The 12789-nt window shown below is 68.1% G+C and carries 11 protein-coding genes; 9 read left to right on the forward strand and 2 right to left on the reverse strand.

Features of this window, described 5'->3' with window-relative positions; genetic code table 11:
- Positions 1 to 13 precede the first annotated feature (13 nt).
- The 8 genes from QUG98_RS06310 (at position 14) to QUG98_RS06345 (ending at position 6770) form a co-directional block, all read left to right on the forward strand.
- The gene (locus tag QUG98_RS06310) at positions 14 to 535 is read left to right on the forward strand and encodes a PH domain-containing protein (RefSeq protein WP_289469755.1); all 522 of its coding nucleotides are present in this window, start codon (positions 14 to 16) and stop codon (positions 533 to 535) included.
- A gap of 8 nt (positions 536 to 543) precedes the next feature.
- Positions 544 to 2307, forward strand: a complete 1764-nt coding sequence (locus QUG98_RS06315; protein WP_289469756.1) for a PH domain-containing protein — start codon at positions 544 to 546, stop codon at positions 2305 to 2307.
- Complete coding sequence (locus QUG98_RS06320) at positions 2271 to 2996, forward strand: Rossmann-like and DUF2520 domain-containing protein (RefSeq protein WP_434533421.1); 726 nt, start codon at positions 2271 to 2273, stop codon at positions 2994 to 2996. Before QUG98_RS06315 ends, QUG98_RS06320 begins: the two co-directional genes overlap by 37 nt.
- A gap of 82 nt (positions 2997 to 3078) precedes the next feature.
- Positions 3079 to 4584, forward strand: coding sequence for a lysine--tRNA ligase (lysS, locus tag QUG98_RS06325; protein ID WP_289469758.1), 1506 nt, complete (start codon positions 3079 to 3081; stop codon positions 4582 to 4584).
- 116 nt (positions 4585 to 4700) lie between these two features.
- Positions 4701 to 4904 (forward strand): hypothetical protein, encoded by a 204-nt coding sequence (locus tag QUG98_RS06330; protein WP_289469759.1) that lies wholly within the window; start codon positions 4701 to 4703, stop codon positions 4902 to 4904.
- Positions 4905 to 4971: 67 nt separating this feature from the next.
- Complete coding sequence (locus tag QUG98_RS06335; protein WP_289469760.1) at positions 4972 to 5133, forward strand: hypothetical protein; 162 nt, start codon at positions 4972 to 4974, stop codon at positions 5131 to 5133.
- A gap of 63 nt (positions 5134 to 5196) precedes the next feature.
- Positions 5197 to 5328, forward strand: a complete 132-nt coding sequence (locus QUG98_RS06340) for a hypothetical protein (RefSeq protein ID WP_269084448.1) — start codon at positions 5197 to 5199, stop codon at positions 5326 to 5328.
- A gap of 371 nt (positions 5329 to 5699) precedes the next feature.
- Positions 5700 to 6770 carry a sigma-70 family RNA polymerase sigma factor gene (locus tag QUG98_RS06345; RefSeq protein ID WP_289469761.1) on the forward strand — a complete coding sequence of 357 codons (1071 nt, stop codon included), beginning with the start codon at positions 5700 to 5702 and terminating at the stop codon, positions 6768 to 6770.
- 134 nt (positions 6771 to 6904) lie between these two features.
- Here QUG98_RS06345 and QUG98_RS06350 read toward each other — a convergent pair whose 3' ends face one another.
- Positions 6905 to 7837, reverse strand: coding sequence for an NAD(+)/NADH kinase (locus QUG98_RS06350; RefSeq protein ID WP_224442145.1), 933 nt, complete (start codon positions 7835 to 7837; stop codon positions 6905 to 6907).
- A gap of 202 nt (positions 7838 to 8039) precedes the next feature.
- On the opposite strand from QUG98_RS06350, the gene QUG98_RS06355 reads away from it, so the two are divergent.
- Positions 8040 to 10556 (forward strand): ATP-dependent Clp protease ATP-binding subunit, encoded by a 2517-nt coding sequence (locus QUG98_RS06355; protein ID WP_058749393.1) that lies wholly within the window; start codon positions 8040 to 8042, stop codon positions 10554 to 10556.
- An 87-nt stretch (positions 10557 to 10643) separates the two neighbouring features.
- Here the strand turns inward: QUG98_RS06355 and QUG98_RS06360 are convergent, their stop codons facing one another.
- Positions 10644 to 12722, reverse strand: a complete 2079-nt coding sequence (locus tag QUG98_RS06360; RefSeq protein WP_289469762.1) for an ATP-binding protein — start codon at positions 12720 to 12722, stop codon at positions 10644 to 10646.
- Between the last annotated feature and the right edge of the window lie 67 nt (positions 12723 to 12789).

The raw sequence follows: 12789 nt of genomic DNA on the forward strand, positions 1-12789 counted from the left end.
GCAGGAGGCCGTGATGCCGCTCGAACGACTCGACGAGCCGGGCCTCGGCCTGACCGGGACCACGTGGACGCGGGTGTCGCCGAAGCTGGTCTGGACCGAACTCGTCAGCACCATCGTGGTCGGGGTCGTCGTGACCGCCGGGTGCGTGCTGTTCGCGGTGCTCTTCGGCGGGTTCGGGGGCGCGGCCGGCACGGTGTGGAGCTGCATCGCGATCGTGGTCGCCCTCGTCGCGCTGGTCACCGCCGTCCTGACGCCCCGCCGGGTCCGGGCGATCGGCTACGCCCTGCGCGACGACGACCTCGTGCTGCGCCGCGGGCTGATGTGGCAGCGCTTCACCGCCGTGCCGTACGGGCGCATGCAGCTGGTCGACGTGAACCGCGGACCGCTCGACCGGGTCCTCGGGCTCAGCGAGCTGAAGTTCGTCACCGCCGCCGCCGCGACGAACGTCCGGATCCCGGGCATCCCCGCCGCCGACGCCGACGAGCTGCGCGACCGGCTCGTCGAGCTCGCCGAGTCCCGCCGCGCCGGGCTCTAGAGGGCGTCGTGACGTTCCGACCCGGACCGCCCCCGCCCGCGCCGCCGCGGCAGGGCAACGCCGCCGCGGCCGCCCCGCTGACGGACGGCGAGTGGCACCGCCTGCACCCGCTGACGCCGCTGCTCAAGGGCGGCATCTTCCTGATCGTGGTGCTCGGCTACACACTGAGCAACCTGCGCGACCAGCTGCTGGAGTTCTTCGTCCCCGGCCCGGCCCCGCGGGAGGACGGCGACCCGGTCCGCTACGTGTACGAGCACGGCGCGGTCGGCTGGGTGCTGCTCGGGGTGGTCGTGGTGCTGGTCGTGCTGATCGGACTCTTCTACGTCTCCTGGCGGATGCACGAGTTCCGCGTCACCGGTGACGTGGTCGAGGTCCGCTCCGGCGTGCTGTTCCGCAGTCACCGCAAGGCGCGCCTCGACCGCATCCAGGGCATCAACATCTCGCGGCCCGTGGTCCCGCGGATCTTCGGGACGGCGAAGCTCGAGATCGCCCAGGCCGGCAACGACGCCAACGTGCAGCTGGCGTACCTCGGGGCCCGGGCGGCCGACGACCTGCGGCAGCGCATCCTCGTGCTCGCCTCCGGGGCGCAGGACGACGAGCGGACCGACGCACGAGCGTCGAACGGCGTGCTGCAGGACCGCGTCGACGAGCTGTTCTCGCCCGAGCTCGACCCGGCCGCCGTGCACGCGACCCGGATCGTGAAGGTGCACCCCGGTCGTCTGATCGCGTCGATGCTGCTCTCCGGCACCACGGTCTTCTTCGTCGTGGTGATCGTCGCGATGATCATCAGCATCGCGATCACCGGCGAGTACGGCATCCTGATCGGCCTGTTCCCCGTGGTGATCGGCGCCGGCGGCTACACGGTCCGGAAGTTCTCGCGCTCGCTGCAGTACACGATCGCCGAGACCCGCGACGGCATCCGCATCGGCTTCGGACTCGTCTCGACCTCGAACGAGACGCTGCCGCCTGGCCGCATCCACGCCGTGAGCGTCGCGCAGCCGCTGCTCTGGCGTCCGTTCGGCTGGTGGGACGTCCGCATCAACCGGGCGACGAACGCCGGCAACGGCGCATCGACCAACCAGCAGGTCTCGTCGATCGTGCTGCCGGTCGGCCGCGCCGAGGACGTCCGCCAGGTCCTGGACATCATCCTGCCGGGGCTCGTCGGCACCGCCGTGGCCGGGCCGACGGCGTCCCGAGAGGAACTCCGCGAGGGCTCGTCCGAGGCCGTCAACGTCGTCGACGACAGCCTCACCACGACCGGGGACCGCGGCGGGTTCGTGCGCTCCCCGCGCCGCGGCGCCTGGCTGCGTCCGCTGTCGTTCCGTCGCAACGGCTACCGCTTCGTGCAGGGCGCGGTGCTGCTCCGGCTGGGGGCCGTCTGGCGGTCGCTCGTGATCGTGCCGCTGCCGCGCGTGCAGAGCGTGAAGGTCGAGCAGGGCCCGCTCGAGCGGCTGCTCCGGCTCGCGACCGCGCACGTCCACACCGTGGCCGGTCCGGTGTCAGCACGCATCGGCGCGCTGGACGCGCTCGACGCCCAACGCCTGTGGTCGGACACCGCGCACCGCGCCGTCGAGGCGGCCGCGGCCGACACCACGCACCGCTGGCGCGCCCGGGAGGCCCACCGCACCCCCGCCACGCACGCCCCGGACGGACGGACGGTGCCGACCACCGCCGCTCCGGCTCCCACGGGCACGTGGCGGGCCGACGGTGGGTCGCAGGGCGGGCCTCCAGGCCGCTGGTCCGACGTCCCGCCGCCCGGAGCGGTGCGGTGAGGGCCGGACGACTCGGCGTCGGCATCGTCGGCGCGGGGAGGGTCGGTCCGGTCCTCGGAGCGGCCCTCGCGAACGCCGAGCACGCCGTGGTCGGTGTGACGGCCGTGTCCGACGTCGGCCGCGACCGGGCCGAGGCGATGCTGCCCGGCGCACCCGTCCTGGCGACCCCCGACCTGGTGGAGCGGAGCGAGCTCGTGTTGCTCGCGGTGCCGGACGACCAGCTCGCCGGGCTCGTGCAGGGCCTGGCCGACGCGGGCATCTGGCAGCCCGGGCAGCTCGTCGTGCACACCAGTCCCGACCACGGCGTCGAGGTGCTGCGGCCGGCCCTGACCGCCGGTGCCATCCCGCTCGCGATCCACCCCGCGATGGCCTTCACCGGCACGAGCGTCGACCTCGCCCGGCTGCGGGACGCCTACTGCGCCGTGACCGCCCCGGCGCCCGTGCTGCCGATCGCGCAGGCGCTCGTCGTCGAGATGGGCGCGGAGCCGTTCGTCGTCACCGAGCAGGACCGCCCCGCGTACGCCGACGCCGTGCGCGCCGCGGTCTCGTTCTCGACCGCGATCGTCGACCAGTCCGCCGGCACCCTCTCCGGCATCGGCGTGGAGCACCCCGGCCGCGTGCTCGGCGCCCTCGTGCGCTCCGCCGTCGACAACGCGCTCACCGCAGCGGACGGTCAGGCCGCGCTGTAGCCGTCCTGGCGGTGCCGGGCCGGCGCGGTGTGCCCGGTACCATCGGTGCATCCCCCACGACCCCAACGGAGCCGCAGCAGCAATGAGCGAAGAGACCCCCGCCGCAGACGCCCTGTCCGCCGAAGAGACCAGCGAACAGCGACAGGTGCGGCTCGACAAGCGGGCGAAGCTCCTGGACGCCGGCATCGAGGCCTACCCCGCCGAACTGCCGATCACCACGACGATCCCCGCCGTGCGCGAGCAGTACGCGCACCTCGAGACGGGTGAGGAGACGCAGGACGTCGTCGGCGTCGCCGGGCGCATCGTGTTCTCGCGCAACACCGGCAAGCTCTGCTTCGCGACGCTGCAGTCCGGCGACGGCGCGCGGGTCCAGGCGATGGTCTCCCTGGCCGAGGTCGGCGACGAGTCCCTGGCGCGCTGGAAGGAGTTCGTCGACCTCGGTGACCACGTGTTCGTGCACGGGCGCGTGATCTCCTCGCGTCGCGGCGAGCTGAGCATCATGGTCGACGAGTGGGCGATGGCGGCGAAGGCCGTCCTGCCGTTGCCGAACCTGCACAACGAACTCAACGAGGAGACCCGGGTCCGCCAGCGCTACCTGGACCTGATCGTCCGCGACCAGGCCCGCGAGACCGTCCGCGCGCGCGCCGCCGTCATGGCGTCGCTGCGGCAGACGTTCACCGGGCACGACTACCTCGAGGTCGAGACCCCGATGCTGCAGACCCAGCACGGCGGCGCCTCGGCCCGACCCTTCATCACGCACTCGAACGCGTTCGACACCGAGCTGTACCTGCGCATCGCGCCGGAGCTGTTCCTCAAGCGCGCCGTCGTCGGCGGCATCGACCGGGTCTTCGAGATCAACCGGAACTTCCGGAACGAGGGCGCCGACTCGTCGCACTCGCCCGAGTTCGCGATGGTCGAGGCGTACCAGGCGTACGGCAACTACGAGCAGATGGCCGACCTGACGCAGGAGCTCGTGCAGAACGCGGCGAAGGCGGTGACCGGCGGCTCCCTCGTCGTCACGCTCGCCGACGGCACCGAGTACGACCTCGGTGGCGAGTGGGCACGCATGGACATGTACGGGTCGCTGTCCGAGGCCGCGGGCCGGGAGATCACGCCGGAGACCCCGCTGTCCGAGCTGGTCGCGCTCGCCGAGGCCGAGGGGGTCGAGGTCGCGCACGCCACCCACGGCAAGTACGTCGAGGAGCTCTGGGAGCACTTCCACGGGGACGACCTGCACGCGCCGACCTTCGTGATGAACTTCCCGGTCGACACCTCCCCGCTGACCCGCGAGCACCGCACCCGTCCGGGCGTCGTCGAGAAGTGGGACCTGTACGTCCGCGGCTTCGAGCTCGCGACCGCGTACTCCGAGCTCGTCGACCCCGTCGTGCAGCGCGAGCGCTTCGTCGAGCAGGCGAAGCTCGCCGCGGGCGGCGACCCGGAGGCGATGCGCGTCGACGAGGACTTCCTGCGCGCCCTCGAGCACGCGATGCCGCCGTCGGGCGGCATGGGCATGGGCGTCGATCGCCTGCTCATGGCGATCACCGGCCTGGGCATCCGCGAGACGATCCTGTTCCCGCTGGTCAAGTAGGGACGCGACCGGCGACGCAACGGGAGGCGCGGTGCCGGCTGGCACCGCGCCTCCCGTCCGTCGACCGGTGCCGTTCCGGGCAGGTGGCGGTCACCGGGGCGAGGTACGATGCTCCGGTGCCAGAGGGAGTCGTGACCGGGATCATCTTCGCCGTGACGCCGACCGTCGTCGTCGGCCTGATCTTCTGGTTCGTGATGCGCGCGATCATGCGCGCGGACCGCACCGAGCGGTCCGCCTACGCCAAGGTCGAGGCCGAGGAGCGCGCGCGCTACGAGCGCGAGCACGGTCGCCCCGCTCCCGCACCGGGCTCCGCGGAGTAGTCCCGCGCAGGGACCCGCGCGCTCGCGCGTCACCCGTCGTTCACCGACGGGTGCTGCACTCGTGCGCGTGGACGCACGACCGACCGACCCGGCACCGCGGGACACGACTGCCGGCGCGGTCGAACCGGCCGACCTCGATCCCGAGGACGCCTTCGGTCACTCGGTCCTGCCCGATGCGGCGCGGGATGCCGTGTGGGGCGACGAGGACGACGACGACATCGACGTCTGAGCGTCCGTCGTCGGTCACCGGACGTTCACCGCGGCGTCGCCGGGCGGGGTGAGCATCGTCCGCATGTCCACCACGCACGCCTTCACCGGCCGCAGCCTCGTCGGCGACATCGAGAGCGAGTACGACGAGTTCGACCGAGACGCCGATCTCGAGACCTCCAAGCGACGGGACGGGTGGCTCGAACCCTCCTGGTGACACCGCGCTCCTGCCGCTCGGTGACACCGAGCTCCTGACGCTCTTCGGGGTACGGCACCCGGATCACGACGATCCGGAACGCCGTACCCCTTTTTCGTGTCCGCTCCGCGCTGCACTCCGGGGTACACACTTGTGATCGGTGATGAAACATCCCTGCAACACCGGAAACACGGCGACATCCCCTTGCGTACGGGCATCGGCCGGGTCCATGCTGACGTCGAGCATGTACCCCGCGGGGGACAGCTCGACGGGTGAAGCACGACGTTCCCTGGGAATCGATCCGATCGGTTTGTGGGGTACACCTCGGGACCGCTTTACTCATCAGCACCCCCCAACGAGGCCATCACCGTCGAACCGCAGGGAGAGTCACCATGACGATCGCGACCGCAGCACCGAAGACGACGACCACTGGCACCACCGCGCGCCGCAGCAAGAAGACCGCAGCCGCGAAGACCGCGGACGCCGCGGTGGAGACCACCACGCTTGACACCGAGGTCGAGGCCGACGAGCAGCTCGCGGGTGTCCGCGGCGCCTCGGTCGACCAGGTCGGCGACTACCTGCGCCACATCGGCCGCCTCTCGCTCCTGACCGCTGAGGAGGAGGCGGACATCGCCCGCCGCATCGAGGTCGGCCTGTTCGCCGAGGAGAAGCTCGCGACCGAGACCGGCATCGACAAGACCCTGCAGCGCGAGCTGCGCTGGCTCGTCCGCGACGGTGAACGCGCCAAGGAGCGCATGATCACCTCGAACCTCCGCCTCGTCGTGAGTATCGCGAAGCGCTACTCGCAGCGCGGCCTGCCGTTCATGGACGTCATCCAGGAGGGCAACCTCGGCCTGGTCCGTGCGGTCGAGAAGTTCGACTTCACCCAGGGCTACAAGTTCTCGACCTACGCCACCTGGTGGATCCGCCAGGCGATCTCGCGTGGTCTCGCCGACAAGGCGCGCACCATCCGCATCCCGGTGCACACCGTCGAGCTCATCAACAAGATCTCGCGCACCGAGCGCGACCTGACCGTCGACCTCGGCCGCGCGCCGATGCCCGACGAGGTCGCCGCCGAGCTCAGCATGAGCACCGAGGAGCTCCTCGACCTGAAGGGCCGCTCGCACGAGCCGGTGTCGATCCACACCGTCGTCGGCGACTCCGACGACAGCGAGCTCGGCGACTTCATCGAGGACGAGGACGCCGCGAGCCCGAACGAGCTCACCGAGACGACGCTCCTGCACCGCGACATCCGTTCCATCGTCGCCGAGCTGCCGAGCGACGAGGCCAACGTCATCCGCATGCGCTACGGCCTGGACGACGACAAGCCGATGACGCTCGACGAGATCTCGAAGATCGTGCACACCACTCGCCAGGCGGTCAGCCGTGTCGAGTCGCGTGCGAAGCTGCGCCTGTTCGCGAAGGCCGTGAGCCAGGACATGCAGCTGTACCTGACCGACTGAGGTCAGCGGGCTTCGGCCGGGGTCTCGACCTCGGCACGGGGAACCGGGCCGTCCTGTGGGAAGGCGGTCCGGTGGGGTGATGGGACGGCCCGTCCAGGCACTGCCTGGGCGGGCCACTTCGCTGTCCGGGCGCGCTAGTCCTCGAGCTCGCGGCCGAGCTTCTGGCGCAGATCCTGCGGGATGAGCTCGATGAGCTGGTCCGGGCGGACCGGCAGGTCGAGCAGGCTGAGCTTCACCCGGCCGGTGCGTCCGTGGCGCTCGGCGTCCAGGCGCACGACGCTGCCGGCGTCCTTCCGGAGCCGGATGTCGATCTGTGCCCCGGTCGCGACCTCGCCCACGACGAGCCCGTCCACCTCGAGGGCGGCGCTCCGGGTGCCCTCGGCGATGTCGAAGCGGTAGCGCTCCCGCGCCGCCAGGACCACCGCGCGGTCGATGCCCGCCATCGGGGCGACCGGGGTCACGACGGAGCCCGACAGCGCCGGGGAGAGCACGGGTCCGCCGGCGGCGTAGTTGTAGGCGGTGGAGCCGGCCGGGGTCGCGGCGACGATCGCGTCGGCGCGGTAGTAGCCGTAGCCGAGTCCGTTCACGCTGAGGTCGGCGGAGACCTGCCCGGCTCCCGGTCGTCGCACGATCGTCAGGTCGTTGAACGCCAGGTAGTCGGTGCGGGCGCCGCTCCACGACAGCCGGGCCTCGAGCGCGTGGTGCGGCTCGAGCTGGTACTCGCCGGCGGACAGTCGGTCGAGCGCGGCCTCGAGCTCCGGCGGCTCGATCTCGACCAGGAACCCGACGTTGCCGTAGTTCACGCCGAGCACGGGGACCGGGCGCTTCGCGACGAGTCGCATCGCGCCGAGCATCGTGCCGTCGCCGCCGAGCGCGACGACGAGGTCGACCTGGTCGGTGAAGTCGTCGTCGCCGATCACCTCGACGTCACCGCCGATGCGCTGGGCGTCCGCCCGCCGGGCCACGAGCCGTCCGGCGCCCGACGCATTCCACCGCTGCAGGGTCGTGATGGACTCACGCACGTTCTTGGTGGGGTGGACGACGAGGCCGACGACGGGCTGCTCCATGCCCAGATCGTACCCGGCGACGCCGAGCCGACTCCTGGCGGGGACCCGTGACGAGCGGTCCGCTGCGGGTGCCGTCGCCGGGCGGTGTGCCCGGTGCGCAACGAGGTCACGCCCACGGCGAACAGGGGCAGCCCTCCGGGGGTCCGCTGGTTAGTCTCGATGTACGTCACCGAGCTCCCACGAGCCCGGCAAGGGAGAGCACATGTTCGAGAGATTCACCGACCGAGCCCGTCGTGTTGTCGTCCTCGCTCAAGAAGAAGCGAAGATGCTCAACCACAACTACATCGGCACCGAGCACATCCTCCTCGGCCTCATCCACGAGGGCGAGGGCGTCGCCGCCAAGGCACTGGAGTCGCTCGGCATCTCGCTCGATGCCGTCCGCGAGCAGGTCCAGGACATCATCGGGCAGGGCCAGCAGCAGCCGACCGGGCACATCCCGTTCACGCCGCGCGCCAAGAAGGTGCTCGAGCTGTCCCTGCGCGAGGCGCTGCAGCTCGGCCACAACTACATCGGCACCGAGCACATCCTGCTCGGCCTGATCCGCGAGGGCGAGGGCGTCGCCGCCCAGGTCCTCGTCAAGCTCGGTGCGGACCTCAACCGCGTCCGCCAGCAGGTCATCCAGCTCCTGTCCGGTTACCAGGGCAAGGAAGCGGTCGCCGTCGGCGGCGAGCAGCAGCAGAACGCCCAGCAGGGTTCGCAGGTCCTCGACCAGTTCGGTCGGAACCTCACCCAGGCCGCGCGTGACGCCAAGCTCGACCCGGTCATCGGGCGCGAGAAGGAGATGGAGCGGGTCATGCAGATCCTCTCCCGCCGCTCCAAGAACAACCCTGTCCTGATCGGTGAGCCGGGCGTCGGCAAGACCGCGGTCGTCGAGGGCCTCGCCCAGGCCATCGTCAAGGGCGACGTCCCGGAGACGCTGAAGGACAAGCAGCTCTACTCGCTCGACCTCGGCTCGCTCATCGCCGGGTCCCGCTACCGCGGTGACTTCGAGGAGCGCCTCAAGAAGGTCACGAAGGAGATCCGCACCCGCGGCGACATCATCGTCTTCATCGACGAGATCCACACGCTCGTCGGTGCCGGCGCTGCTGAAGGTGCGATCGATGCCGCGTCGATCCTCAAGCCGCTCCTCGCCCGCGGTGAGCTGCAGACGGTCGGTGCGACCACGCTCGACGAGTACCGCAAGCACTTCGAGAAGGACGCCGCACTCGAGCGTCGCTTCCAGCCGGTGCAGGTCAACGAGCCGTCGCTGCCCCACGCGATCAACATCCTCAAGGGCCTCCGCGACAAGTACGAGGCGTTCCACAAGGTGTCCATCACCGACGGCGCGATCGTCGCCGCGGCGAACCTGGCGGACCGCTACGTGCAGGACCGCTTCCTGCCGGACAAGGCCATCGACCTGATCGACGAGGCCGGCGCCCGTCTGCGTCTGTCGATCCTGTCGGCGCCGCCGGAGCTCCGCGAGTTCGACGAGAAGATCTCGACGGTCCGCGGGCAGAAGGAAGCCGCCATCGAGGAGCAGGACTTCGAGAAGGCCGCGAGCCTGCGCGACGAGGAGAAGAAGCTCCTCGGCGAGCGGCTCCGCCTCGAGAAGCAGTGGCGTGCGGGTGACGTCGCCGCGTCCGGCACCGTCGACGAGGGCATCATCGCCGAGGTCCTGGCGCAGGCCACGGGCATCCCGGTGTTCAAGCTCACGGAGGAGGAGACCTCGCGTCTCGTCTTCATGGAGAAGGCCCTGCACGAGCGCGTCATCGGACAGGAGGAGGCCATCTCGGCCCTCTCGAAGACCATCCGCCGCACCCGTGCCGGCCTCAAGGACCCGAACCGCCCCTCGGGCTCGTTCATCTTCGCCGGGCCCACGGGCGTCGGGAAGACCGAGCTCGCCAAGGCGCTCGCTGAGTTCCTGTTCGACGACGAGGGCGCGCTGATCTCCCTCGACATGTCGGAGTTCGGCGAGAAGCACACGGTGTCGCGACTCTTCGGTGCTCCTCCCGGGTTCGTCGGGTTCGAGGAGGGCGGCCAGCTCACCGAGAAGGTGCGCCGCAAGCCGTTCTCCGTGGTCCTGTTCGACGAGATCGAGAAGGCCCACCCGGACATCTTCAACTCGCTGCTGCAGGTCCTCGAAGAGGGTCGCCTGACCGATGGTCAGGGCCGCGTGGTCGACTTCAAGAACACCGTCATCATCATGACCACGAACCTCGGTTCGCAGGGCATCGCCGGTGGCCCGGTGGGCTTCCAGGTCGAGGGTGACTCGGCCGTCGGCTACGACCGCATGCGCTCGAAGGTGAACGAGGAGCTCAAGAAGCACTTCAAGCCCGAGTTCCTGAACCGTGTCGACGACACGATCGTGTTCCCGCAGCTCTCGCAGTCCGAGCTGCTGCAGATCGTGGACCTGTTCGTGAAGCGCCTGTCGGACCGCCTGCTGGACCGCGACATGACGGTGGAGCTCACGCTCGCCGCCAAGGAGCAGCTCATCAAGGTCGGCTTCGACCCGGCACTCGGCGCTCGTCCGCTGCGTCGCGCGATGCAGCACGAGGTCGAGGACCAGCTGTCCGAGCACATCCTGCAGGGTGAGCTCAACGCCGGTGACCACGTGAAGGTCGACTTCGCCGAGGGGAAGTTCCAGTTCGAGACCGGGCGTCAGCCGGGTCGCGAGGAGGTCCTCGCCGGGGCTGCCGCGGTCGAGGCCGCGGAGACCCCGCAGGGCGAGATCGAGTCCTAGGACTCCTCCACACGACGGACGGGAGGCGGGGGGGCCGCGGGCCCCCCGCCCCCCCCGCCTCCCGTCCTTTTTGCTATAGGCCTGACACTATTTCTTGGGTTCAGATCCTAAGTAATCTTCCAGATATTCACCCAGAAAGTCCTGCACGTAACCATTCCAGTGGGAGACGATGACAGGGTCGTAGAAATCAGCCTCAGTTTTCCCCTGCTGCTTGAGTTCGAGAGGAGGCGGATAAGTAACGGCATCGAATAAGGGAAGTTCCTCAGTACCGACTATTGACCGGCCAACATTCAGGTGGCGCAGTAGGGGGTTCAAAATTGACTCAACGAGATAGCTGTAGACGTCCGGGCGAAGAGATATCGTTCCATTCCTGTCGAGGAGAGCGAATTCTACCTTTCCGTTCGTCAAGAATGCAGGAATTGCTGAGTATTCGATGTTGAGCTTGAGGTACTGGGCAACTGACCGCGTGGCCCAACCTGCGCCGCCCTCGAACAAGCAGTATTCGCTGCCGCGGAAGTTTTTACTAGTCAGATAGCAGATCAGGGTATTAGCGTCGGAGATGCTTCTCTTGACTACCTCGCTTAGCGCATCATAATCATTGTACTGACGAACGTCGTTCGGTTTCGAAGTGTAAAAAATCTCGTCGTCCGAAGCGCCTTGGTGGACGAGGAGGAAGTAGATCAGGTTAGCGAACGCCGCGTCAGAACTGGAGTGAGATAGGAAGACCGAGTATTTTGTTTTGGGCCGTGCGTCTCCCTCGAGCTTGTTGGTCACCACCGCGTGTAGCTCGTGCTTCGTCGCTTCAGGAATTGAATCGAAGTGCTCGAGGTCTTGAGTGAGCTGAGCTGCAAATGCCTGCTTTCCTCGGGCGTTAACCTCGCTCTCGTGTGCCTTTTCAGCTTCAGTTATTCTCGCTGCAAGCGCTTGACGCCGGTTCATCAGGCGCCGCACAACGGGTCGAACGAGAGCACGAAGAATTGTGACTCGTGGGTCAGTCTCGTCGAAGTCTTGCCGGTTTGAGGTCGCTATATCTTTCAGGCGATCGTCGTCGAGAATTTCAAATCGAATCTCTCCTTCGATATAATTCAAATAGGTGCCCGTGATTCCTAGTTGTGCGAGGAGGCGGTCGCTAGCCAGCTTCCCGTGCACATAAAGCCTAAGCTGCGCGGGATTATAATACCTATTCCTGGCGAAGCGCGAATCGTTCCGTTGTGCGGGCTCGCGGTCAATAGTTGCGTGGATGCCAATCCACCCCTCAAGCGAGTAGGGGACCCCTCGGTAGGTGCCGTTTTCCTCATCGAGCTCTGGGATATCCGCGGTGTTAAACTTGGTGTCGAGTGACTTTGTGGGCATCGTTGCTTGTTCGCGAGTATGCACATACGTGCCCGAAGGTAGCTTTGCCGGAATCTCGAGGCTGCCCACGTGGTGAAGCTCTGCCGGAATCGGCATGATAGTCGCCGGTGATGCCTCCGCAAACGCGAGGTTGCGGAACGCGATCACCTTGCCGGCCGGGCGGTACTCGCCAGGAGCGTCGCCGCGCCTGACGCGCACAAGAATACTGCGATTGTCGTGCGCGTCGGCGAATGAGAACTGGTTCGCAAGGCGCATTGAGAAGGCCTCGATAGCTTTGTCACCGTTGCCGCTCAAATCGACGTCAAGAAGTCGGAGGAAGGTACCGCTTCGAAGCTTCTCCCAGTAGTCCAGGTTCTCGGAGCGTGGCAGGTCGCCGACCGGGGTGAGATGGGGGTGTTCCTCAGGATCAGTTCCCGCGCCAGCCTCGAGAATCCAGGACGTGTCGCTGTCGTTATTCCGAGTGCGGAGATAGAATCGCTCGGAGAGATACAAAGCGGCTAATTTACCGATGCCCTTCCGCCCCATCAAGCGATTCATCTCGTCGCCCGAATCGGCTGCGTCGCGCTTGTTGTGACCTACTTTGACATATGTATCAATCCCGGCTCGGTCCATGCCGGTGCCGTCGTCGAAGATGTCGATGACCGAGTGGGTTTTGTCTCTAGCATCAACGTCAACCCAAACTGTGGTGGCGGAGGCGTCAAAGCCGTTCGCGACCAGTTCGGACAGCGCACTCCAAGGATTCGAGTAGAGCCCCGATCCTAGCAACCGTAAGGCTGCCCAACTGAAGGTAAATGGGACGACGTCGACGTTCATGCTCTCCCCTTGTGTCACGTTCCGAGCTTAGTGGTTGACCCGGACTGGCGCGACTGTCGCAAGCATC

Origin of the sequence: Curtobacterium subtropicum, from assembly GCF_030362975.1 — a bacterium.
GTDB lineage: Bacteria > Actinomycetota > Actinomycetes > Actinomycetales > Microbacteriaceae > Curtobacterium > Curtobacterium subtropicum.